The sequence below is a fragment of the Pseudomonas sp. BS-2016 genome, assembly GCF_001806145.1.
Classification (GTDB): domain Bacteria; phylum Pseudomonadota; class Gammaproteobacteria; order Pseudomonadales; family Pseudomonadaceae; genus Aquipseudomonas; species Aquipseudomonas lundensis.
Genome location: NZ_MLCT01000015.1, coordinates 346,597 through 370,073, shown reverse-complemented (window position 1 = coordinate 370,073; position 23,477 = coordinate 346,597). Strand labels below are relative to the sequence as shown.

General features: G+C 56.9%; 24 protein-coding genes and 1 other RNA gene. 17 read left to right on the top strand and 8 right to left on the bottom strand.

Annotated features, from left to right (window positions below; translation table 11 throughout):
• Positions 1–28 precede the first annotated feature (28 nt).
• Entirely contained in the window at positions 29–994 is a 966-nt protein-coding gene (locus BKD70_RS07110) for a 2-hydroxyacid dehydrogenase (protein WP_047273740.1), read from the bottom strand.
• An 80-nt stretch (positions 995–1,074) separates the two neighbouring features.
• Between BKD70_RS07110 and BKD70_RS07105 the strand changes: the two genes are divergently transcribed.
• The 5 genes from BKD70_RS07105 (at position 1,075) to BKD70_RS07085 (ending at position 6,832) form a co-directional block, all read left to right on the top strand.
• A complete protein-coding gene (locus tag BKD70_RS07105) occupies positions 1,075–1,704 on the top strand; it encodes a LysE family translocator (protein ID WP_047273742.1) in 630 nt (209 codons plus the stop codon).
• A 103-nt stretch (positions 1,705–1,807) separates the two neighbouring features.
• On the top strand, positions 1,808–3,460 hold the full coding sequence (locus tag BKD70_RS07100) for a fatty acid--CoA ligase (RefSeq protein ID WP_047273744.1): 1,653 nt from the start codon (positions 1,808–1,810) through the stop codon (positions 3,458–3,460).
• A 115-nt stretch (positions 3,461–3,575) separates the two neighbouring features.
• Positions 3,576–5,342: a DUF1302 domain-containing protein gene (locus BKD70_RS07095; RefSeq protein WP_047273746.1), complete on the top strand. Its 1,767-nt coding sequence runs from the start codon at positions 3,576–3,578 to the stop codon at positions 5,340–5,342.
• Between the two features lie 30 nt (positions 5,343–5,372).
• Entirely contained in the window at positions 5,373–6,014 is a 642-nt protein-coding gene (locus BKD70_RS07090) for an MBL fold metallo-hydrolase (RefSeq protein WP_047273748.1), read from the top strand.
• Between the two features lie 101 nt (positions 6,015–6,115).
• A complete protein-coding gene (locus BKD70_RS07085; RefSeq protein ID WP_047273749.1) occupies positions 6,116–6,832 on the top strand; it encodes an OmpA family protein in 717 nt (238 codons plus the stop codon).
• Between the two features lie 154 nt (positions 6,833–6,986).
• Here BKD70_RS07085 and BKD70_RS07080 read toward each other — a convergent pair whose 3' ends face one another.
• Positions 6,987–7,421, bottom strand: a complete 435-nt coding sequence (locus tag BKD70_RS07080) for a YhcB family protein (RefSeq protein WP_047273751.1) — start codon at positions 7,419–7,421, stop codon at positions 6,987–6,989.
• 139 nt (positions 7,422–7,560) lie between these two features.
• On the opposite strand from BKD70_RS07080, the gene BKD70_RS07075 reads away from it, so the two are divergent.
• The 3 genes from BKD70_RS07075 to zapE all read left to right on the top strand — a co-directional run bounded on the left by BKD70_RS07075 (position 7,561) and on the right by zapE (position 10,762).
• Positions 7,561–8,196 carry an alpha/beta hydrolase gene (locus tag BKD70_RS07075; RefSeq protein WP_047273753.1) on the top strand — a complete coding sequence of 212 codons (636 nt, stop codon included), beginning with the start codon at positions 7,561–7,563 and terminating at the stop codon, positions 8,194–8,196.
• A gap of 24 nt (positions 8,197–8,220) precedes the next feature.
• Positions 8,221–9,576, top strand: coding sequence for a tryptophan--tRNA ligase (locus tag BKD70_RS07070; RefSeq protein WP_047273755.1), 1,356 nt, complete (start codon positions 8,221–8,223; stop codon positions 9,574–9,576).
• A 91-nt stretch (positions 9,577–9,667) separates the two neighbouring features.
• The gene (gene zapE / locus BKD70_RS07065; RefSeq protein ID WP_047273757.1) at positions 9,668–10,762 is read left to right on the top strand and encodes a cell division protein ZapE; all 1,095 of its coding nucleotides are present in this window, start codon (positions 9,668–9,670) and stop codon (positions 10,760–10,762) included.
• A gap of 68 nt (positions 10,763–10,830) precedes the next feature.
• Here zapE and BKD70_RS07060 read toward each other — a convergent pair whose 3' ends face one another.
• On the bottom strand, positions 10,831–11,751 hold the full coding sequence (locus tag BKD70_RS07060) for a GlxA family transcriptional regulator (protein WP_169859498.1): 921 nt from the start codon (positions 11,749–11,751) through the stop codon (positions 10,831–10,833).
• A gap of 286 nt (positions 11,752–12,037) precedes the next feature.
• Complete coding sequence (locus BKD70_RS07055; RefSeq protein WP_047273759.1) at positions 12,038–13,078, bottom strand: NADP(H)-dependent aldo-keto reductase; 1,041 nt, start codon at positions 13,076–13,078, stop codon at positions 12,038–12,040.
• 246 nt (positions 13,079–13,324) lie between these two features.
• On the opposite strand from BKD70_RS07055, the gene rplM reads away from it, so the two are divergent.
• The 7 genes from rplM (at position 13,325) to BKD70_RS07020 (ending at position 18,236) form a co-directional block, all read left to right on the top strand.
• Complete coding sequence (gene rplM, locus BKD70_RS07050; protein WP_047273761.1) at positions 13,325–13,753, top strand: 50S ribosomal protein L13; 429 nt, start codon at positions 13,325–13,327, stop codon at positions 13,751–13,753.
• 14 nt (positions 13,754–13,767) lie between these two features.
• Positions 13,768–14,160: a 30S ribosomal protein S9 gene (gene rpsI / locus BKD70_RS07045; protein WP_047273763.1), complete on the top strand. Its 393-nt coding sequence runs from the start codon at positions 13,768–13,770 to the stop codon at positions 14,158–14,160.
• A gap of 253 nt (positions 14,161–14,413) precedes the next feature.
• A complete protein-coding gene (petA, locus tag BKD70_RS07040) occupies positions 14,414–15,013 on the top strand; it encodes a ubiquinol-cytochrome c reductase iron-sulfur subunit (RefSeq protein ID WP_047273765.1) in 600 nt (199 codons plus the stop codon).
• Entirely contained in the window at positions 15,013–16,224 is a 1,212-nt protein-coding gene (locus BKD70_RS07035) for a cytochrome bc complex cytochrome b subunit (protein ID WP_047273766.1), read from the top strand. The genes petA and BKD70_RS07035 overlap by 1 nt, the downstream gene beginning before the upstream one ends.
• Positions 16,224–17,003 (top strand): cytochrome c1, encoded by a 780-nt coding sequence (locus BKD70_RS07030; RefSeq protein WP_047273767.1) that lies wholly within the window; start codon positions 16,224–16,226, stop codon positions 17,001–17,003. The genes BKD70_RS07035 and BKD70_RS07030 overlap by 1 nt, the downstream gene beginning before the upstream one ends.
• A 184-nt stretch (positions 17,004–17,187) precedes the next feature.
• Positions 17,188–17,805, top strand: coding sequence for a glutathione S-transferase N-terminal domain-containing protein (locus BKD70_RS07025; protein ID WP_016779514.1), 618 nt, complete (start codon positions 17,188–17,190; stop codon positions 17,803–17,805).
• Positions 17,806–17,822: 17 nt separating this feature from the next.
• Positions 17,823–18,236 carry a ClpXP protease specificity-enhancing factor gene (locus BKD70_RS07020; RefSeq protein WP_047273768.1) on the top strand — a complete coding sequence of 138 codons (414 nt, stop codon included), beginning with the start codon at positions 17,823–17,825 and terminating at the stop codon, positions 18,234–18,236.
• A 120-nt stretch (positions 18,237–18,356) separates the two neighbouring features.
• Here BKD70_RS07020 and BKD70_RS07015 read toward each other — a convergent pair whose 3' ends face one another.
• From BKD70_RS07015 to BKD70_RS07000, 4 genes are all read right to left on the bottom strand, one after another.
• Positions 18,357–18,938 carry a BON domain-containing protein gene (locus BKD70_RS07015; protein WP_047273769.1) on the bottom strand — a complete coding sequence of 194 codons (582 nt, stop codon included), beginning with the start codon at positions 18,936–18,938 and terminating at the stop codon, positions 18,357–18,359.
• Entirely contained in the window at positions 18,935–19,528 is a 594-nt protein-coding gene (locus BKD70_RS07010; protein ID WP_047273770.1) for a phosphoheptose isomerase, read from the bottom strand. Before BKD70_RS07010 ends, BKD70_RS07015 begins: the two co-directional genes overlap by 4 nt.
• Positions 19,529–19,666: 138 nt before the next feature.
• Entirely contained in the window at positions 19,667–20,029 is a 363-nt protein-coding gene (locus BKD70_RS07005) for a YraN family protein (protein ID WP_047273771.1), read from the bottom strand.
• The gene (locus BKD70_RS07000) at positions 20,029–21,801 is read right to left on the bottom strand and encodes a penicillin-binding protein activator (RefSeq protein WP_047273772.1); all 1,773 of its coding nucleotides are present in this window, start codon (positions 21,799–21,801) and stop codon (positions 20,029–20,031) included. Before BKD70_RS07000 ends, BKD70_RS07005 begins: the two co-directional genes overlap by 1 nt.
• A gap of 218 nt (positions 21,802–22,019) precedes the next feature.
• On the opposite strand from BKD70_RS07000, the gene rsmI reads away from it, so the two are divergent.
• Complete coding sequence (gene rsmI, locus BKD70_RS06995) at positions 22,020–22,892, top strand: 16S rRNA (cytidine(1402)-2'-O)-methyltransferase (protein ID WP_047273773.1); 873 nt, start codon at positions 22,020–22,022, stop codon at positions 22,890–22,892.
• 140 nt (positions 22,893–23,032) lie between these two features.
• Positions 23,033–23,386: RNase P RNA component class A (gene rnpB / locus BKD70_RS06990), an RNA gene on the top strand.
• The last annotated feature ends 91 nt before the right edge of the window (positions 23,387–23,477 follow it).

Sequence of the window (23,477 nt, the reverse complement as noted above, 5' to 3'; positions counted from 1 at the left end):
TCTGCTCCTCAAAAAGGGGCGCAGTTTATCAACTGACGACCCGCAGCGCTGTACCGTTGAAGAACGCGTGAGCGTTTTCAGTCAATTGGCCCACGATTCGCTGCCGCGCCTCACGGCTGCCCCAGGCGCTGTGGGGCGTAATGATCAGGCGCGGGATGTCTGCCGCCAGCAGCGGGTTGCCGTCGCGGGGCGGTTCTACGCTCAGCACGTCGGTGGCGGCTCCACCCAAATGGCCGCTACGCAGGGCGTCTACCAGGGCCTGTTCGTCGATCATGCCGCCGCGAGCAGTGTTGACCACGAACGCGCCGGGCTTGAGCAGTGCCAACTCTCGGGCGCCGATCAAATTCCTCGTGTGTTCGTTGAGCGGGCAGTGAAACGTCAACGCATCGACCTGCGGCAAGAGTTCATCCAGTGGCATCCGATCAGCGCGTGCCGGTCGCCCGGGGATTTGCCCGAGCAGCACGCGCATGCCAAAGGCTTCGGCCAGTTTTGCGACGGCGCTGCCCAGCTCGCCATGACCCAACAGGCCAAGGGTTTTGCCTTCCAGCTCCACAATCGGGAAGTCCAGCAGGCAGAATTGTTTGGCCGTTTGCCATTGCCCGGCAGACACCGCTTTTTGATAGTCGGGCAGGCGTGTGGCCAGTGCGAGCAGCAACATCAAGGTGTGTTGCGCCACCGAGGGCGTGCCGTAACCCTGGCAATTTGCCACAACGATGCCGTGGGCGCGTGCGGCTTCCAGGTCAATGTTATTGGTGCCTGTGGCGGCGACCAGGATCAGTTTTAACTGCGGGCACGCCGCGAGGGTGTCAGCGTCCAGCAGGATTTTATTGCTGATGGCCACGGTGGCGCCTTGCAAGCGTTCGATGACGTTTTCAGGGGTGGTGTCGGCGTACAGGTGCAGATCGCCCAGGCATTCACGCAACGGGCTGAGGTTCAGATCGCCCAGATCCAGTGAGGTGTGATCCAGGAACACGGCGCGGCGAGTGTTAGTCATCAACTGTACCTTTTGTGCGGTGAAATGAAGGCGTAATGTGGCGAGCCTATCAGAAGAAACAATTTGTAATGGAGCCGTGCATGTATTGGACAGAATTCTTGACCGTCGCCCTGATTCATCTGTTGGCGGTGGCCAGCCCGGGGCCGGATTTTGCCGTGGTGGTGCGTGAAAGCGTGACCCACGGTCGCCGCGCAGGCATGTTCACGGCGTTCGGGGTTGGCACGGCGATTTTTGTTCATGTCGGTTATTCGCTGCTTGGCATCGGCATCATCGTGTCGCAATCGATTGTGTTGTTTAACGCACTTAAATGGCTGGCGGCAGCTTACCTGCTGTACATCGGGATCAAGGCGCTGCGTGCCAAACCCGCTGATCCTGCCGCCGTGGCCACTTCGCTGCCGGTGGGTGAACGCACGGCGCGCGGCGCGTTCACGTCGGGGTTTGTGACCAATGGCTTGAACCCGAAGGCCACGCTGTTTTTCCTGTCGCTGTTTACGGTGGTGATTAACCCGCATACGCCGCTGTCGATTCAGGCCGGGTATGGCGTGTACCTGGCTGTTGCGACCGGGCTGTGGTTCTGCATGGTGGCCATGCTGTTCAGTCATCAACGTGTACGCACAGGGTTTGCGCGCATGGGCCACTGGTTTGATCGCACCATGGGCGCTGTTTTGGTCGCGCTGGGTGTGAAACTGGCCTTTACCGAAATGAACTGAGGCTTTAAGCCCCGATCACCGCTGTGAATTAATGGGTTTTTGTCACTGCCGACTAGAGTTACCCCCAAGGCGACGTTGATCGTTTTCTCATTGGGGGTTTCTCATGTTGCAGACTCGCATTATTGCGCCCACCCAAGCGGCGCATGCAGCCCCGCTGCTGATCAAGCAATTGCTGTTGTCCGGGCGGCGCTATGAAGCGTCGCGGGAAATCGTCTATCGCGACCTGCGGCGTTATTCCTACGACACCCTCAACGAGCGGATTGCCCGGTTGGCCAATGTGCTGACAACTGCCGGTGTCAAAGCAGGTGACACCGTGGCGGTGATGGATTGGGACAGCCATCGTTACCTGGAATGCATGTTCGCCATTCCGATGCTCGGAGCGGTGGTGCACACCCTCAACGTGCGTTTATCTGCCGAACAAATCCTTTACACGATGAACCACGCGCAAGACCGGTTTGTATTGGTCAATAGTGATTTCGTGCCGCTGTATCAAAGCATCGCCGCGCAATTGACCACGGTCGAGAAAACCCTGTTGCTGACGGACACGTTTGAGCCCGCAGGGCAGTTGCCCAATTGCGTCGGGGAGTACGAGCAACTGCTGGCGGCCGCGAGCCCTGACTACAGGTTTGAAGAGTTCGATGAGAACTCGGTGGCCACCACGTTTTACACCACAGGCACCACCGGTAATCCCAAAGGGGTGTATTTCACCCACCGGCAACTGGTGCTGCACACCCTCGGGATCTCGACCATTCTCGGCAGCGTGCCAGCTGAACGGTTGCTCGGCGGCAGCGACGTGTACATGCCGATCACACCGATGTTTCACGTGCATGCGTGGGGCATGCCGTATCTGGCCACCCTGCTGGGGCTTAAGCAGGTGTATCCGGGGCGATATGAGCCGGAACGGTTAGTCGCGCTCTGGGAACGCGAACAGGTGACCTTTTCTCATTGCGTGCCGACCATTTTGCAAATGCTGCTTAACGCACCAAACGCCCAGGGCACTGATTTCAATGGGTGGAAAATCATTGTCGGCGGCAGCGCATTGAGCCGTACGCTATTCGCCGCTGCCAAGGCCCGCGGCATTGAGTTGATGGGGGCTTACGGCATGTCTGAAACCGGTCCGCTGGTGGCTTGCGCGCACCTGGACGACCATGCATGGGCGGGGTCGGAGGACGAGCGCATCAGTCACAGAATTCGCGCAGGGGTGCCGGGGCCGCTGGTGGAAGTGGCCCTTGTGGATGAGCAAGGGCAGTTCCTCGCCCATGACGGCGAAACCCAAGGGGAGCTGGTATTGCGTGCGCCGTGGCTGACCGGCAGTTATTTACATGAGCCCGAAAAGGGCGCCGAGTTGTGGGCGGGCGGCTGGCTGCACACCGGCGACGTGGCAACCCTAGACCGTCGCGGGGCGATCGACATTCGTGACCGGATCAAGGACGTCATCAAGAGCGGTGGCGAGTGGGTGTCGTCGCTGGAACTGGAGGACTTGATCGGTCGTCACGCGCAGGTGCGGGAGGTGGCCGTGGTGGGTGTGCCCGATGCGCAGTGGGGCGAGAGGCCAGTGGCAATGCTGGTGCTGGCAGAAGATGCCCGTCTGGATGCTGAGGCGCTCAAAGACCACCTTCAGCCTTTTGTCGATGCGGGTTCTCTGCGCCCTTGGGCAGTGCCCGCTCAGGTCGTGCTGGTGACTGAAATCCCCAAGACCAGTGTCGGCAAGCTCGATAAAAAAAGGATTCGCCATCAGGTTTCACAAACCCTGTAGCCGCTGAAGCATGCAACGACCGCGGGTGAGGGGCATATGCGTCGAGGATCTTGTCAAAATCTGGTTTTCCTTCATCCTTGCGGGCCTATTGCGACGTGCCCTCGGAGAAGTATCAATGCCCTCAGTCAACCGGTTCTGGCGTCGCGCCCAACTGCCGCTGGCAGTCAGCTTTGCCGCGACGCTCGCCGGGCCCGCCTGGGGGCTGAGCTTTAACGTCGGGGACGTCGAAGCTCAGCTCGATTCCGAGTTATCGATTGGCGCCAGTTGGTCGACCGCCAAGGCCGATCAGTCATTGATCGGTGCCAATAATGGTGGCACTGGCCACTCGCAAATTTCTGACGATGGCCGATTGAACTTCAAGCGCGGCGAAACCTTTTCCAAATTATTCATGGGGGTTCACGGGCTGGAGCTGAAGTATGGCGACAGCGGCCTCTATGTGCGTGGCAAGTATTGGTACGACTTCGAACTGCAAGATGACAGCCGCCCGTTCAAGGACATCAGCGACAAAGGCCGTCGTGCCTCGGCGCAATCCGCTGGCGCGCAGTGGCTGGATGCGTTCGTGTACCACAACTATGTGATTGCCGATCAACCCGGCGCCGTACGTTTGGGCAAGCAAGTGGTCAGTTGGGGGGGAAGTGCTTTCATCGGCGGCGGGATCAATGCCATCAATCCGACTGATGCGTCGGCTTATCGCCGTCCTGGCACCGAGTACAAGGACGGCCTGGTGCCGGTCAACCTGTTCTACCTGTCGCAAAATCTCACTGACCGGTTATCGGTGGAAGGTTTTTATCAGTTGGACTGGGAGCAGTCCGAGGCCGACAACTGCGGGACATTTTTCTCGCAATCGGATGTGATTGCGGACGGCTGTAGCGGCAACTACCGGGTGATGAGCGCGCGTTCAGCCCTGGCGGTGGCCGACCTGGCGGCGCTGACCTCGGCCGGGGTCGACATCAACAACGAAGGTGTATTGGTGCGTCGGGATGCGGATCGTAACGCGCGCAACAGCGGGCAGTTCGGACTGGCCATGCACTATCGCTTCGACCCGCTGGACACCGAGTTCGGCGCGTTCTTCATGAACTACCACAGCCGTGATCCGATCATCAGCGGCCGTGCGGCTTCGCAGGCGGTGTACAACGCGGCGTCTGCCGCTGGCAGCCTGGGGTCGATGCAGGTCGCGGGCAATGCCAGTTACTACGTCGAATACCCCGAAGACATTCGTTTGTACGGCATGAGTTTCGCAACCACGTTATCCACAGGCACGGCGTGGAAAGGGGAGTTGAGCTATCGTCCAAATGCGCCGGTGCAACTCAATACCGATGATTTGCTGTACGCCACTGTCACCTTGCTGCCGGGGTTGGCGGATGCGTCCCCGTTGAGCGTGACGCCGGGGGCCGATGCCGCAGGCTATCGGCGTAAAGAGATCACTCAGTTTCAGACCTCGCTGACGCACATTCTGGACAACGCCATGGGCGCCAATCGGCTGATTCTGACCGGGGAAGTTGGCATTACTCACGTTGCCGGGTTGGAAAGCCGATCCGATAAGCGCTATGGCCGCGACCCGGTGTTCGGTCAGGAGGGTAACGATGGCTTTACCACGGCCAATTCGTGGGGCTATCGGGCGCGGGCCGTGTGGGAATACAACAGCGTGCTGCCGGGCATCAATCTCAAGCCCGCTGTGGCGTGGTCCCACGACGTCAGCGGTTACGCACCCGGCCCCGCGGCCACGTTCGAAGAAGGCCGTAAAGCGGTCAGTATCGGCCTGGATGCCGAATACCAGAACACCTACACCAGCAGCGTGTCGTATACCAATTTTTTTGGCGGCCGCTACAACACCTTGAGTGATCGCGACTTCATGGCGTTAAGCGTCGGGGTCAAGTTTTAAACCGTTTTATCCGCTTTGGAACCCGGAACCATGAATAACCCGCCTGCGCTGATCCGTGAAACTTTCCCCGTCGGCCCTTTGCAGTGCAACTGCACGATCATCGGCGATCCGGTGACGAAAAAGGCCATTGTGGTCGACCCGGGTGGCGATCATGAATTGATTCTGGCGCGCCTGGAGAAGCATGGTTTGAAGGTAGTGAGCATCATCCACACCCATGCGCACCTGGACCATTTCCTGGCATCGGGTCAGCTCAAGGAGAAAACCGGGGCGACGTTGCATCTGCACAAAGAGGATCAGTTCCTGTGGGACAACCTTGAAATGCAGTGCACGTTGTTTCGCGTCCCCTATACACCGGTGCCGTCACCGGATCGCTGGCTTGACGACGATGAAGAACTGGCGTGCGGGTGTGGCGTGGCGATTCACACGCCGGGGCATACGCCTGGCTCCATGAGCTTCTGGTTTGCTGATGCAAAACTGTTGATTGCCGGGGACACGCTGTTCCGTCGTGGTGTTGGCCGTACGGATTTGTGGGGTGGCGATCAGGCAACTATCGTACGTTCCATCAAGCAGCGTCTGTATACGCTGGATGAAGATGCCACCGTGATTACGGGTCACGGCCCTGACACCCGTCTGGGCGATGAGATGCGCGAAAACCCGTTTGTACGTGCTTGATCAGCCAATGGAATTTTTAACGTTGGCTGTGTTCAAACGCCCACAGAGGTCCATTGCCAACGACCTTTGCCCCCCAGAAAGTATTGAGTAGGAGCTTCACCATGTTTATTTCAAGTCGTTTGATCGTGGCCGCCAGTGCCATTGCTTTGCTGGCGGGCTGTGCCTCGCCCAACCCGTATGACAATCAGGGTCAGGCATCGACGGGCATGAGCAAGACGGCCAAGTATGGCGGGCTGGGCGCGTTGGCCGGTGCAGTGGCGGGGGCTGCCATTGACCACAACAACCGTGGCAAGGGCGCACTGATCGGCGCTGCCGTTGCGGGTCTGGGGGCCGCGGGTTATGGCTACTACGCTGACAAGCAAGAAGCTGCACTGCGCGCCAGTATGGCCAACACCGGTGTAGAAGTTCAGCGTCAGGGTGACAACATCACTTTGGTCATGCCGGGCAATATTACGTTCGCGACCAGCTCAGCGAACATTTCGCCCAGTTTCTACCAGCCGCTCAATAGCCTGGCCAACTCGTTGAAGCAACTCAATAACCAGCAACAGATTCAAATTGTCGGTTACACCGACAGCACCGGTAACTACAACTACAACATGCAGCTGTCTCAGCAGCGTGCGCAGAGCGTTGCCACTTATCTGACGTCTCAGGGTGTCAGTGGCCAGTACTTGTCTGTCACGGGTAAAGGTCCTGCGGACCCGATTGCCAGCAATGCGACCCCTGATGGCCGGGCTCAAAACCGACGTGTTCAGATCACCTTGGCGCCGATTCCAGGCATGAACTACCAGCAACAAGGTCAGGTTCAGCAATACCCGTAAGCCTCGCTTTTAGCCGTTTTTGACGGAGAGCGTGCAGGTTTTGTGAGACGGTTTGCCATGCAAGCCTTCAGCGGTCACAGCCCGATGCACAACAAAAAGCCCCGCGATCTTTATCAGGTCGCGGGGCTTTTTGGTGAACGCTTTACCGGATGAATTACTTCTTCAGGCCGTAATGCTCGTCGAGCATGCCGGGGGCGTTCGGGGTTTTCGGCGCGTAGTCCAATGGCGGCTCTGAGCTGTGCGGCGGGGTAAGGCGCTCGCGGTGCGGCTGAGGCGCTTCGGAATGCAGTGCGGCCAGCAGGCGTTGGCGAGTCTGCTCGTCGAGAGCCAAACGGTTGGCACCCTCGGCGAGATGGTCTTGCACATCCTGATAGCTCTGAGTGAGTTTCTTCACCAGATTGGCGGTGCTGTTGAAGTGGGTGACCACTTCATTCTGATAACTGTCAAAACGTTCCTGGATGTCATCTAGCTGGCGCTGCGTGCGGTTAGGCGCGGCATTGGGCAGCAGACGAGCGACCAGAAAACCAATGGCGACACCTGCAACCAAGGCTAGAGTCGGCAACAACCAAATCAAGAGCGAGTGTTCCACGAGTCCTTCCTCTATAAACGGCTTTGCTTTACGTTAACGGCTCGGACCTGCGCTGTATACCGCGATGCACTCGCAAATATGTCAGACAGAATCTATCAGCTAGACGAGTCGACCCAATTTGAGGTCACGGAGTTCCTTCTTGCTTACCCGCGAAACCCCCCTTTTGATTGATGGCCCGGTGGGCCATCTGGAAGCGTTATACCTCGATCAGCCCCAAGCAAAAGGCCTTGCGCTGCTGTGCCATCCAAACCCGGTACAGGGTGGGACGATGATGAATAAAGTGGTTTCAACCCTTCAACGCACGGCCCGCGATGCTGGCCTGACTACCTTGCGGTTTAATTATCGTGGCACCGGCGCCAGTGAAGGCCGCCATGACATGGGCACCGGTGAAGTCGATGATGCGTTGGCGGCGGCTCATTGGCTGCGTGCCAAACACCCGGATCTGCCGATCACGTTGCTGGGTTTTTCGTTTGGCGGATTTGTGGCTGCAAGTTTGGGCGGCCGGCTTGAAGCCGAAGGCGAAGCCCTTAAACACGTGTTCATGATTGCACCGGCGGTGATGCGTCTGCGTGACGAAGATGCGTTGCCCCACGAATGCGCATTGACCGTGATCCAGCCACAAACCGATGAAGTGATCGATCCGCAACTGGTTTACGACTGGTCCGAAGACCTCTCGCGCCCCCATGAGCTGCTGAAAGTGGCAGAATGCGGACACTTTTTTCACGGCAAGCTGCCTGAACTCAAAGAGTTGGTGCTGCCACGCCTTTCGAATTGATTGCAGTCTGATAAGCGATTACCTATGACCACTCGTACTCGAATCCTCACCGGTATTACCACCACCGGTACGCCGCACCTGGGCAACTATGCCGGTGCAATTCGCCCGGCCATCGTGGCCAGTCGTGACAGCAACGCCGACTCGTTTTACTTCCTGGCGGACTATCACGCGCTGATCAAATGCGATGACCCGCAGCGCATCCAGCGCTCGCGTCAGGAAATCGCGGCGACCTGGCTGGCGTCCGGTCTGGATGTCGAGCGCGTGACGTTTTACCGTCAATCAGACATCCCCGAGATTCCTGAGCTGACCTGGCTGCTGACCTGCGTAGCGGCTAAAGGCCTGCTCAACCGCGCCCACGCCTACAAGGCGTCGGTGGATAAAAACCTGGAAAACGGCGAAGACCCGGACGCCGGTATCAGTATGGGCTTGTACAGCTATCCGGTGCTGATGGCTGCCGATATTTTGATGTTCAATGCCAACAAGGTGCCGGTCGGTCGCGACCAGATCCAGCACGTTGAAATGGCCCGTGACATCGGCCAGCGTTTCAATCACCTGTTTGGCAACGGCAACGATTTTTTCGCCATGCCTGAAGCGCTGATTGAAGAAAGCGTTGCCACCTTGCCCGGCCTTGATGGGCGCAAGATGTCAAAAAGCTACGACAACACGATCCCGTTGTTCACCAGCGCCAAAGACATGAAAAACGCCATCTCGCGCATCGTGACCGACTCCCGTGCGCCGGGCGAAGCCAAGGATCCGGACAACTCGCATTTGTTCACGCTGTATCAGGCGTTCTCCACGCCCGCGCAGACGGCAGAGTTCCGCAGCGAGCTGTTGCAGGGCTTGGGTTGGGGTGAAGCCAAGGAGCGCCTGTTCAAACTGTTGGACGCCGAATTGGGCGAGGCTCGCGAGCGGTATCACGAATTGATGTCGCGCCCATCCGACATGGAAGACATCCTGCTGGCCGGAGCTCGCAAGGCTCGTTCCATTGCAACGCCTTTCCTGGCGCAGTTACGCGAAGCCGTCGGCCTGCGTTCGTTTGTCAGTGCGGCGCAGGCCACGACAGCGACCAAGAAGAAAGCCAGCAAAGGCCCGCGCTTTGTCAGCTTCCGTGACGAAGACGGCAGCTTCCGCTTCCGCATGCTGGCCACCGACGGTGAGCAATTGTTGCTGTCGCGCCGCTTTGCCGATGGTAAAGCGGCGGGGCAGGTGACCAAGCAACTGCAATCCGGCGAGCCGCTGGACGTGCGCACCCAGGACTCGAGTTTCAGTGTGTGGCTGGCAGGAGAATGCGTGGCGGACAGCCCGGAATTCGCCGACAGCGTCGCCCGTGATGCCGCCATCGAGACACTGCGTGCGGCGCTGGTGCCTGCACAGGATTAAGAAAGTGCGGCGATTCGCCTCAGGTCCGATTGCCATTCCCCAGGGCCGTCGCTACAGTGACGGCCCGTTTTTGTTGCCTTGCTAACGAATTATGACGCCTCTAGAACGATATCAAGCTGATCTGAAACGCCCGGACTTCTTCCACGATGCCGCGCAGGAAAACGCTGTACGCCATTTGCAGCGTCTGTACGACGATCTGGTTGCCTCTTCGCAGAGCAAGCCGGGCCTGTTCGGCAAGCTGTTCGGCAAAAAGGACCAGACGCCGGTCAAAGGCCTGTACTTCTGGGGTGGCGTAGGGCGGGGCAAGACTTATCTGGTTGATACGTTCTTTGATGCCCTGCCGTTTAAGCAGAAGGTTCGTACGCACTTCCACCGGTTCATGAAGCGTGTGCATGAAGAAATGCGCACCCTGAATGGCGAAAAAAACCCGCTGACCATCATTGCCAAGCGTTTTGCCGACGAGGCGCGGGTGATTTGTTTCGATGAGTTCTTTGTGTCGGACATTACCGACGCCATGATTCTCGGGACGCTGATGGAAGAGCTGTTCAAAAACGGTGTCACTCTGGTTGCGACTTCTAACATCGTGCCTGATGGGTTGTACAAAGACGGCTTGCAGCGCGCGCGCTTCTTGCCTGCCATTGCACTGATCAAGCAGAACACCGAGATCGTCAACGTTGACAGTGGTGTGGACTACCGCCTGCGCCATCTGGAACAAGCTGAGCTGTTTCACTTTCCGCTCAATGAAGCGTCGGAAAAGTCTCTGCGCGAGAGCTTTAAAGCGCTCACACATAACTCGACCCGTGCTGTGGAAAACGATGACTTGATCATCGAGAACCGCACCATTCGCGCCTTGCGTACGTGCGATGACGTGGCCTGGTTTGAGTTCCGCGAGCTGTGTGATGGCCCTCGTAGCCAGAACGATTACATTGAACTGGGCAAGATCTTCAATGCGGTGATCCTCAGCGGCGTTGAGCAGATGGACGTGAAAACGGATGATATTGCGCGCCGTTTCATCAACATGGTCGACGAATTTTACGACCGCAACGTCAAGCTGATCATTTCGGCTGAAGTCGAGCTCAAGGACTTGTACAAGGGCGGGCGTCTGAATTTTGAATTCCAGCGCACCCTGAGTCGTCTGCTGGAGATGCAATCCCACGAATACCTGACGCGGGCGCACAAGCCTTAGTCGAGCACTTCATGAGAAAGGCCTGCTGATGCAGGCCTTTTTTGTTTGGCGATGTGCGTTGCGGCCGGCTACGCGGCTTGTTGAAATTGCTGGCGGTATTGGTTGGGTGACAGCTCGGTGTGTTGCCGGAACAAGCGCGCAAAGAAGCTGGCGTCGTCGTACCCCACGTCGTAGCTGATGGTCTTGATGCTTTTGCGGGTGGCCGAAAGCAGCCCTTTGGCGGTCTCTATGCGCAGGCGTTGCAGGTAATGCAAGGGTTTGTCGCCTGTCGCCATCTGGAAGCGCCGCATAAAATTGCGAATGCTCATGCCATGCTCGCGAGCCACGTCCTCGAAGCGGAACTTGTCGGCAAAGTGTTCTTCGAGCCAGTGCTGGATTTGCAGAATGATCACGTCCTGATGCAGCTTCTGCCCGCCAAACCCAATGCGGCCGGGGGCGTAGTTGCGTTGCACTTCATACAGAATGTCGCGTGCGACGGCCTGGGCAATATTGGCGCCACAGAAGCGTTCGATCAGGTAAATGTAAAGGTCGCAGGCTGAGGTCGGCCCTCCTGCGCAATACAAATTGTCAGCATCTGTCAGGTGTTTGTCTTGATTCAGATGAACGCCCGGGAAACGCTCGGCGAAGCTGTTGAAAAATCGCCAGTAGGTTGTCGCTTCCTTGCCCTCCAGCAAACCGGCTTCTGCCAGCCAGAACACGCCGGTGGCTTCTGCGCAGAGCACGGCGCCGCGTGCGTGTTGTGCGCGTAACCAGGGCAAAATTTGCGGATAGCGCTCACACAGTGTGTCGAAATCGTCCCAAAAGGCGGGGAGGATGATGATGTCTGTGTCTTCGAGGCTGCCGTCCACTGGAAGCATCACATTACTGAAACTGCTGACAGGCAGGCCGTCCGGGCTGACGAGCCGTGTTTCGAAGGTGGCGTTGAGGCCTTGGCCAAGCTGTTTGCCGTGACGCAGGCTGGCGAGGTGAAAGAAATCCTTGGCTTGCATCAGTGTCGAGGCAAAAACCCGATCGATGGCCAATATGCTGACGCGCCGCAAGGGCGCGGTGAGATGAGTAGACATGATTTGATTATTCTTATAGGTGAAATTGGTCAACTTACGGCTGGATCGTCTTATTTTTTATCCTGTGTGTCTAGGGGCTGTTCCCGTTTCATGGCAGCCGCCTTGCGCCACGTGGACTTTCGTCCGTTCAAGTCGCGTGTCACCTGGCCAGCGACGCAGTGGCGGCCGGTGGCGGCGCAAGCCATCGCCAGCCGCCGCTACGGGGCAGGTGTCAAGGCGCGGGGTTTGGCTGCGCTTTGTGAATGGCTTCGATACCTGCCAGTACTTCGTCCGAGAGTTTTATTTTGATGCTGTCGATATTGCTCTCAAGTTGCGCCATCGTGGTTGCGCCAATGATATTGCTGGTGACGAACGGCTGTTGCGTCACATAAGCCAGGGCCATTTGCGCCGGATCCAGGCCGTGTTGACGAGCCAGCGCCACATAGCGCTCGCTGGCAGCCACGGCTTGCGGGTTGGAATAGCGCGAGAAGCGGCTGTAGAGGCTCAGGCGCCCTTTTGGAGGGCGGGCGCCTGCGTTGTACTTGCCGGAGAGCATCCCGAACGCCAGCGGGGAGTAGGCGAGCAGGCCGCACTGTTCGCGAATGGCGATTTCAGCCAGGCCGACTTCAAAGCTGCGATTGAGCAGGTTGTAAGGGTTCTGGATTGAAACGGCTCGCGGCCAGCCCCGGCTTTCGGCCAGTTGCAGGAATTTCATCGTGGCCCACGGGGTTTCGTTGGACAGGCCGATGTGTCGGATTTTGCCCGCTTTTACTTGCTCGTCGAGGGCTTCGAGGGTGTCTTCAAGCGGAGTGAACTGCTCGTCAGCATGGTGCGTATAGCCCAGTTGGCCAAAGAAATTGGTACTGCGCTCGGGCCAATGCAGCTGGTAGAGGTCGATCCAGTCGGTTTGCAAGCGTTTGAGGCTCGCATCCAGCGCCTGGACGATATGGGTGCGGTTGTGTTTGAGCTGGCCATCGCGGATGTAGTCGATGCCATTGCCGGGGCCGGCGATTTTACTGGCCAGTATCCAGTCGGCACGATCGCCGCGGGCCTTGAACCAGTTGCCTATGTAACGCTCGGTGGTGGCGTAGGTCTCGGCCTTGGGTGGCACCGGGTACATTTCGGCGGTGTCGATGAAATTGATCCCTGCGTTTTTTGCGTACTCAATCTGCGCGAAGGCTTCATCCTGGGTGTTCTGCTCGCCCCAGGTCATGGTTCCGAGGGCAATTGCGCTGACATTCAGGTCGGTTCGGCCTAGCTGGCGGTAGTCCATAGGGAGCTCCTTGGGGGAAAGAATCATAAAAGCAGGTTGTAATTTTTTCCGCAATCTGGATAATTGCCGACCTCTTTCTGCAGTGGAAGTGATGCGCCGCCTGCCGAAGAATCTTGCCGTTGAACGGACGCGCTGACCCGAGCCCCCGATAGCGTCTGTACCCGGCTGCCTTTGACTTGTCAAAGTACGCACTATTCAGTAAGATCCGCCGTCTAATTTACAGGGCGGCCCCTGAGGCTATAAAGAATGAAAACTTTTACTGCTAAACCAGAAACAGTAAAGCGCGACTGGTTTGTCGTCGACGCTGCTGGTCAGACCCTGGGTCGTCTGGCCACCGAGATCGCGAGCCGTCTGCGTGGCAAGCACAAGCCGGAATACACTCCGCACGTTGACACCGGTGACTACATCGTTGTTATCAATGCTGAGCAGATCCGTGTCACTGGTGCCAAAACCTCTGACAAAATGTACTACTCTCACTCCGGTTTCCCGGGCGGGATTAAGTCGATCAACTTCGAAAAGCTGATCGCCAAAGCTCCTGAGCGCGTGATCGAGACCGCGGTTAAAGGCATGCTGCCTAAAAACCCGCTGGGTCGCGACATGTACCGTAAGCTGAAAGTCTATGCGGGCGCTGCTCACCCTCATACTGCTCAGCAGCCCCAAGAACTGAAGTTTTAACGGAATAGTTCATTATGTCGGCGACTCAAAACTACGGCACTGGCCGTCGTAAGACTGCAACCGCACGCGTTTTCCTGCGTCCGGGTACTGGTAACATCTCCATCAACAACCGCTCCCTGGATAATTTCTTCGGTCGCGAAACTGCCCGCATGGTAGTTCGTCAGCCGCTGGAATTGACTGAGACTGTTGAGAAATTCGACATCTTCGTTACCGTGATCGGCGGTGGTGTAAGTGGTCAAGCTGGCGCAATCCGCCACGGTATCACTCGCGCACTGATGCAATACGACGAAACTCTGCGTGGCGCTCTGCGCAAAGCAGGCTTCGTAACTCGCGATGCTCGTGAAGTTGAACGTAAGAAAGTCGGTCTGCGTAAAGCGCGTAAGCGTCCGCAGTACTCGAAGCGTTAATTCGCAGCTTCGTTCAAAAGCGCCCAGTCTCCTTCGGAGCTGGGCGTTTTTTATGGGTGATGATTTATGCATGTGACAACTTGCCACATCCAGCAAATGCCTATACTACAAGGCTTGTAGCCGACCGAGATCGGTAATTACCTTGTCAGAGTAGGGGCTTTTCATTACCATTCTGCAAAATTTTTATAAGTTCAGATTTTTACTTAGTAGATGCCTGATTTAACAGGCCACAAAGCTGATGGGAGAGGACTGAATGAGCAATGACGGCGTAAATGTCGGCCGGCGTCGCTTCCTCGTAGCAGCCACATCCGTGGTGGGTGCTGCAGGAGCGGTGGGGGCGGCAGTCCCGTTTGTGGGGTCGTGGTTCCCCAGTGCCAAGGCGAAAGCCGCTGGCGCACCGGTGAAGGTCAATATTGCTAAGGTTGAGCCAGGTCAGCAGATGATTGCTGAGTGGCGTGGTCAGCCGGTATTCATTGTCCGCCGCACTGAAGAGATTCTGGCGAATCTCAAAAAGATTGACGGCCAGCTTGCTGACCCGGAATCCAAACAATCCGACCAACCTGAAAAATCAACAAATGAATACCGTTCCATCAAGCCGGAAATTCTGGTGTTGATCGGTATTTGCACGCACTTGGGTTGCTCGCCGACGTTCCGTCCTGAAGTCGCACCTGCCGACCTGGGTAAAGATTGGGTGGGTGGTTATTTCTGTCCTTGCCATGGTTCGCACTATGACCTGGCCGGTCGTGTCTACAAGTCGCAACCTGCGCCTTTGAACCTGCCAGTGCCGCCTTACTACTACGTAGAGGGCAGTGACAACATCATTGTCGTTGGTCTCGAAGGGGAGAACGCGTAATGAGCAAGTTCATGGATTGGGTAGATGCACGCTTCCCGGCCACTAAGATGTGGGAAGACCATCTCAGCAAGTATTACGCACCGAAGAACTTCAACTTCTTCTACTTTTTCGGCTCGCTCGCGTTACTGGTTCTGGTTAACCAGATCGTAACCGGTGTGTGGTTGACCATGAGCTACACGCCGTCGGCAGAAGAAGCATTCGCTTCTGTCGAATACATCATGCGTGACGTTGAATATGGCTCGATCTTGCGCCTGCTGCACTCTACGGGGGCATCTGCGTTCTTTATCGTGGTGTATCTGCACATGTTCCGTGGCCTGCTCTACGGTTCGTACCAGAAGCCGCGTGAGCTGGTCTGGCTGTTCGGCATGATGATCTATCTGGCCCTGATGGCTGAAGCCTTCATGGGTTACCTGCTGCCTTGGGGGCAAATGTCCTACTGGGGCGCCCAGGTGATCATCTCGCTGTTTGGTGCAATTCCAGTCATCGGTAACGACCTGACTCAGTGGATTCGTGGTGACTACCTGATCTCCGGTATTACCCTGAACCGTTTCTTTGCCTTGCACGTAGTGGCTCTGCCTATCGTGATTCTAGGGCTGGTGGTGCTGCACATTCTTGCCTTGCACGAAGTCGGGTCAAACAACCCGGATGGCGTGGATATCAAGAAGCACAAAGATGAAAACGGCATCCCGCTGGACGGCATTCCTTTCCATCCGTACTACACGGTCAAAGACATTGTCGGTGTAGTGGTGTTCCTGTTTGTCTTCTGCTCGATCGTGTTCTTCTTCCCGGAAATGGGTGGTTATTTCCTCGAAAAGCCGAACTTCGAACAAGCGAACGCCTTTAAAACACCGGAACATATCGCGCCTGTCTGGTACTTCACTCCGTTCTACGCGATTTTGCGTGCCATCCCTGACAAGCTCATGGGCGTTATTGCCATGGGTGCAGCGATCGCGGTGCTGTTCGTGTTGCCATGGCTGGACCGTAGTCCTGTCAAATCCATGCGCTACAAAGGCTGGATGAGCAAAATTTGGCTGTGGGTATTCTGCATCTCCTTCGTGATTTTGGGTGTGTTGGGCGTATTGGCGCCGACCCCGGGCCGCACGTTGCTGTCGCAGGTGTGTACCTTCCTGTACTTCGCCTACTTCATTTTGATGCCGTTCTACACCAGGCTTGAGAAGACCAAACCGGTTCCGGAAAGGGTGACTGGCTGATGAAAAAGCTATTTGCTGTATTGATGCTTGCTGTTATGCCTGCACTGTCTTTCGCTGCGGAGCAGGGTGTCCAGCTCGACAAAGTCGACATTGATGTGTCTGACAAGGCTGCCATGCAGGACGGCGCACGTACGTTCGCCAACTACTGCATGGGCTGTCACAGTGCCAAGTTCCAGCGCTATGAGCGGGTTGCTGACGACCTGGGCATTCCTCACGACGTCATGCTCGAAAACCTGGTGATGACCGGTGCCAAGATCGGTGATCACATGGACATCGGCATGAAGCCTGAAGATGCCAAGGCCTGGTTCGGCGCGGCACCGCCCGATCTGACCCTGGTGGCGCGTGTGCGTGGCACTGACTGGCTCTACAGCTACTTGCGCTCGTTCTATGAAGACCCGTCGCGCCCTTGGGGTGTGAACAACAAGGTCTTCCCGAACGTGGGCATGCCAAACGTTCTGGCGCCGCTTCAAGGGCGTCAGGTGATTGGCTGCAAGCAAGTTCAGATCGTCGAAGACGGCAAGAAGCAGTATGATCCGCTCACCGGCACGCCTTTGACACACGAAGCGTGCGACCAGCTGACAGTACTGCCAAAAACCGGCACGCTGACTGAAGAGCAGTTCGACGAGAAGATCAAGAACCTCGTGACCTTCCTGGCCTATTCGGCCAACCCGGTGAAGCTGGAGCATCAGCGCATCGGCACGTACGTTCTGCTCTATCTGGCGTTCTTCTTTGTATTCGCTTATTTGCTCAAGCGTGAGTACTGGAAAGACGTGCACTGATATCGTTACACGCATTGCTGTTTAACGTGTGCGCCCGAGGGTGTCTCTGAACAGGTAGCTGGGCTGGTTGTGGTACACAAGGTCGTTTGATCGTGTGTGCCATCATCATGCAGTTACTGGAGACGCACCTCGGGCGCTTTCGTTTTTCTGCTTCTGATCATTTCAACAAGCGAGGAGGACCGCCATGGGCGTGACCAATCGGTTGGCCTGTTACTCCGACCCCGCCGACCACTATTCCCATCGAGTGCGCATTGTGCTCGCCGAGAAAGGTGTCAGCGCCGAGATCATTAGTGTGGAGGCGGGTCGTCAACCGCCAAAACTGATCGAAGTGAACCCATACGGCAGTTTGCCAACGCTGGTCGATCGTGACCTTGCGTTGTGGGAATCGACTGTAGTGATGGAGTACCTGGATGAGCGTTATCCGCATCCGCCTTTGCTGCCGGTCTATCCGGTCGCACGTGCCAACAGCCGCCTGCTGATCCATCGTATCCAGCGTGACTGGTGCGCCTTGGTGGACCTGATTCTGGATTCGCGCACCAAAGAGCCTGCGCGTGTACAGGCGCGTAAAGAGCTGCGCGAGAGCTTGACGGGCGTGTCTGCGTTATTTGCTGACAAACCTTTTTTCCTCAGTGACGAGCAAAGTCTGGTCGACTGCTGTCTATTGCCGATACTCTGGCGTTTGCCTGTTTTGGGTATTGAACTGCCGCGGCCTGCCAAGCCGCTGCTTGATTATATGGAGCGCCAGTTTGCGCGTGAGGCTTTCCAGGCAAGCTTGTCTGGTGTCGAACGCGACATGCGCTAAGGCTTTAGGAGCCCTTGATGAATTCAAGTCGACCTTATCTGGTGCGTGCGCTCTATGAGTGGATTGTTGATAACGACTGCACGCCGCACATGTTGGTAAATTCCGAATACCCGAAGGTGCAAGTGCCTCAGGGTTTTGCCAGTGAAGGGCAAATCGTGTTGAACGTTGCGCCTGCCGCTGTGCGTAATCTGCACATGGATAACGAAGCGGTCAGTTTCGAAGCGCGGTTCGGGGGTGTGCCTCACACGCTGTACGTGCCAATTTCAGCCATTCTGGGGATCTACGCCCGTGAGAATGGCCAAGGCATGGTGTTTGATCTGGAAGAAGCTCTTGAGGCTGATGACGAGATCGAACCGGATGACGATTTGCCGCCTCCGGGCAGCGAGCCTCCGCGTCCTAGCGGTCGGCCAAGTCTGAAAGTGGTGAAGTAATAAAAAAGGCGACCTCACGAGGTCGCCTTTTTTGTGCGTGTTGATTTTCAGGGTCTTGTCTGTCGAACGTGTGCCGATCCGTAATCTGTTTCGTGGCTCGGCACCAGCGTTCGGGTTGGATCAGTCGATGTATTCAAACAGTTTGACGATTTTTTGCACGCCGGATACGCCTTGAACCAGGTTTGTGGCGCGGGTGGCCTCCTGTTTGGTTACCAGACCCAGCAGATAAACAATGCCATTTTCGGTGACGACTTTGATTCTGGAGCCGGGGATCGCGCCATCAGTCAGCATTTGCGATTTGATCTTGGTCGTTAGCCAGGCGTCGTTATTGCGGGCCAGGATCGAAGAGGGGGCCATGACCTGCAGTTCGTTGTTGACCTTTTTAACGCGCTGAACAGCGGCGGCTGCCTGTTCGGCTTGCGCCTTGAGATCGGCGCGCGGGGTTTGCCCGGCCAGCAGAACGATGCCGTTGTAGCTGGTGACAACGATGTGTGAGCCGTTATCCAGGTCAGGATTGGCTTTCGCGATATTCACCGCCACTTTGGTTTCGATCAATGAATCGTCGATCTTGCTGCCGAAGGTGCGCGTGCCGCGATCATCTTCAATAGGTTTGTCGCGGGTCGCCGTCAGCACCGAGCTGCAGCCGGCAGTCAAACCCAGGCATAAGGTCAGGGCTACTAAGCCAAGGCGATTAAAAGTCATTCTTCACTCCCGAACAGTTGGCTGTCGATCAGATCGCACAAGCAGTGGATCGCCAGCAGGTGGACTTCTTGGATGCGTGCGGTGACCAGAGAGGGCACGCGGATCTCAACGTCTTCGGGCAGCAACAGCGAGGCCATGCCGCCGCCATCACGACCGGTCAGGGCCACGACCGTCATTTCACGGTCGTGCGCGGCCTGAATGGCCTGAATGATGTTGGCCGAGTTGCCGCTTGTGGAGATTGCCAGCAGTACGTCGCCCGGTTGGCCCAAGGCGCGTATCTGCTTGGAGAAAATCTCGTTGAAGCTGTAGTCATTGGCGATTGAGGTGAGGGTCGAGCTGTCAGTTGTCAATGCGATAGCGGGCAGGCTCGGACGTTCGCGCTCGAAACGGTTGAGCAGTTCGGATGAGAAGTGCTGAGCATCGCCCGCCGAACCACCATTGCCGCATGACAGCATTTTGCCTTCGTTTAGCAGGGCATTAACCATCACCTGGCTGGCTTGTTCGATGTGCGGTGCAAGCACTTCCATTGCCTGCTGCTTGGTATCGATACTGGCCTGAAAAAGCAGGCGAATCCGGGATTGCATGTCCATCTATGTGACCTTAAGTAGGGCGGCAGTTCGGGCGTAATCCAGGTATTCCTGAGTGACTTCCCGGTACAAAAAATGTACAGCCTGCCAAGCAAAGCAAAATCGTTGAATAAAGGGTTTTTGAATCGGCCCGCCAGCCCTTCAGCTGTCGAAGGCGTTGCGTAGCCAGTTCATGTCGGGTGTCGAGCTGTCGATGGCAATAACGTCAAACCTGCAAGGGTTATTGGCCCACCGGGATTCTTGCTGCAAAAAGGTTTGAGCGGCCAGTATCAACTTTTGTCGCTTGCGCGCATCGATGCTGGCCAAGGCTCCGCCCCACTGCGCATGTTGCCGGTAACGAACTTCGACGAATACTACTGTATCGCCGTCGAGCATGACCAGATCCAGCTCCCCGCGCTTGCATAGCCAATTGTGGGCCAGCAAGCGTAATCCGTGCTGCTCAAGATGCCGTTGCGCCAGGCGCTCGGCATCTTTGCCTGTTTGTTGGCGTGAGCGCTGGGGCATCAGTGTTGAGTGTCTGGCAGATTTTGAATCTGGCCATTGACGAATTCAGCCCAAGGCAGTTGGCGCTCGATTCGTTGGCTCTGGCTCATGCTCAGACTGCCTGACAGGCCGTCAATGCGGCTGTCTGGTAATGCTTTCAACTGACCCAGGCTGGGTGTCAGGCGATAGGCGTCAACGCCCATTGCATACAGCCGGCCCAAACTGCCGCCTGCTTGCGGCCATTGGGCAGCTACTTGCTGACGCAAAGGGTTGGACGGGTTTAGCAGCCAAGGTGTTTCGCAAAAGCGGATGCCATTCATGTCGTTGTATTGGTTCTGATCGCCACTGGCGCTGAAGACGTGAGACGTGGCGTACACAGGCAGGTCACCTGCATATTGGTAGTTGAGCGTAGGTTTGATCTGCTGTGCCTGTTGCGGGGTGGCGGCCAGGAAAATGAATTCCATGTCCTGACGGCGGGAAGGATCGCTTGAGTTGCCGCTCTTGCGCAGTTGCACCAGGTCAGCCACTTGCTGGGCCAGTGCGACTGGCTTGTCGATGTGCTCGACTCCAACGATGGTGCCGCCATTGGCTTCCCATTCTTGACGGAAAGCTTTGAGTACGCGGTTGCCCCACTCGCCTTGCGGCACCATGGCGCCTGCTCGCGTCAGGCCGTCTGCCCGGGCACGACGTGCAACCTCACGGGCCTCATCTTCAGCGGCCAGGCCAAATTGGAAGAGTTGTGGCGGTGTTTGCGACGCCTCGCTGTAATTGAGTGCGAGGGTGGTAATAGGAAGTTGTGAGCGCGCACTCAGTTGTTTGACCAGTGGCTTCTCCAGTGGGCCGACGACCAGTTGAACGCCGTCAGCCTGGGCTTTGCTGTAGAAACTGTCGAGTGAGCCAATGCGCGAGCTGTCATAGAACAGAATCTCGGGCGGGTTCTGACCGGCTTGCTGGGCTTGGTAGTGGGCCGCCACGAAACCGTCGCGCAACGCCTTGCTCACCGATGCCAGTTGCCCGTCCTGGGGGAGCAGCAGGGCGATTTTGGTCAAGGGTTGGTTGGCCAGTTCTTTGAGCTTGACCAGCGGGGTCGGAAGTTGGATGGCTGCAGGGTGCGCCGGATTTTGAGCGCGCCATTGATCGATTGCGTTTTGCTGGTCTGCCAGTGTGCCTGCGCTTTTAACGGCGCGGGCAAGTGACATCCAGCCGCCCAGCACGTCGTTGCTTTGGGGTTGCAGCTCATTGACCGGCAGTGCTGCGACCAGTGACCAAATTGCATCGTTGTTGCTGTTGGCAGCATCACCGGTCAGCAGTTGGCTCATTGCCGCGCGTTCGCGAGCGGCCGCCAGTGTCTGGCCGTCCGCTTCCAGTGCGCGGGCGTGGACGGTGTGGCTGCGTACCTGCAAATCGGCAGGCATTTCATTGAGTCGCGCGACGCTTGGATGGCTCAGGGCGACCAGCGCTTCTTTGGTTTGATTGCGGCTCATGGCCAGCTCGGCAGACAGTGTGCTGGCAAATACTTGCTGGGCAGGTTTGAGTTGCTCCAGCGTAACCTGCGCCAGGATCTGCTGGGCTCGATCAAAATTATGCTGTTTATAGGCCAAGTCGGCGGCAGACAGTCTCAGCAACGCAGCCTGTTCCGGGTTTTGGCTCTGTGCTGCCTGCTGGAGCAACTGCTCAAGGCTGGCATCAGGCGTACGGGGAAGTTCGCCAAGGCTAGAGGAGGGCGAGCTGGAACAAGCCGCCAACAAGGCAGCGAGGCAGAGGGCAGTGAACAGCCGCAGGCAAGCGATCATGTAGTGTTCCTGATACTCGATCAAATAAGGGGGCGAAGTGTACCCAAGCGCTGGCCGGGGTGCGATGTTACAGACCATAAAGCCTAAATTTAGATGACTTCAGGCGTCTGTGGCGGACAATCTTTTCCGTATATGTCTTTTCTGTCACGCCTCAAAGGTGCTGCGAGCACGGCTCTACGCGCTACAATGGCGCCTTTAACTCTTTTGAGGTGTGCGTTTTGACTGCTCCAGGTGTTGTGAATTCCGTTGTTGGCTCACTTTATGTGGTGGCCACGCCCATCGGTAACCTGGACGATATCAGTGCGCGGGCGCTCAAAGTATTGCGTGATGTCTCGCTAATTGCAGCGGAAGACACGCGCCATTCGCTACGCCTGATGCAGCATTTCGGTATTTCCACGCCGCTGGGGGCGTGTCACGAACACAACGAGCGCGATGAAGGCAGTCGCTTCATTCAGCGGTTGCTGGCAGGCGAAGACGTCGCGCTGATCTCGGATGCCGGAACGCCGTTGATTTCTGATCCGGGCTATCACCTCGTTCGCCAGGCACGTGCTGCAGGCATTCCTGTCGTACCCGTGCCAGGAGCCTGCGCCCTGATTGCGGCTTTATCGGCTGCCGGGCTGCCTTCTGATCGCTTCATCTTCGAAGGCTTCCTGCCTGCCAAGGCGGTTGGCCGTCGGACGCGACTTGAACGGCTTAAAGAAGAGCCACGGACCTTGATCTTTTATGAAGCGCCACATCGCATTCTTGAGTGTCTGCAAGATATGGAACTGGTGTTTGGTCCGGATCGTCCGGCGTTGTTGGCCCGGGAACTGACCAAGACCTTCGAGACGCTCAAGGGTTTGCCATTGGCTGAGCTGCGTGAGTTCGTCGAAAGTGACAGCAATCAACAGCGCGGAGAGTGTGTCGTGTTGGTGGCTGGTTGGACCGCCCCTGAAAGCGAAGAGGCAATCAGCAGCGAAGCCATGCGTATTCTTGATCTCTTGCTCAAGGAAATGCCCCTCAAACGTGCGGCAGCGTTGGCCGCTGAAATTACCGGTGAGCGCAAGAACGTGCTGTATCAAGTGGCACTTGAGAAGCAAAAAGTGAATTGAAAGCCCGGTGTGTTAGGTCGGCCATAGCGTGTTTTTGATGTTTTGCCGGCGCGCGGGCCGTTTTCTGATCGGTGGTTGTGCGCCTTTTACGGTTTTTAAAGCTTGTCCTATACGCTTTGTGCCGTTAATCTTCGCGGCGGAGAGTCGATTGGACAGTCGCTGCCTTCTATGAAAATTAGGGGGGGGAGGAAAGTCCGGGCTCCATAGGGCGAAGTGCCAGGTAATGCCTGGGAGGCGTGAGCCTACGGAAAGTGCCACAGAAAATAACCGCCTAAGCGCTTCGGCGCCGGTAAGGGTGAAAAGGTGCGGTAAGAGCGCACCGCACGTCTGGCAACAGTTCGTGGCTAGGTAAACCCCACTTGGAGCAAGACCAAATAGGGTTCCAAGGCGTGGCCCGCGCTGGAACCGGGTAGGTTGCTAAAGATGTCCAGTGATGGCCATCGTAGACGAATGACTGTTCACGACAGAACCCGGCTTACAGATCGACTCTCCACCTTTTTTTCCTGCTTGCACTGCGAGCAGTTGGCAATATTCAAGACCCGCTCTAACCCCCTCGCTTCAAACACACGAAAATTTCACGAAGTA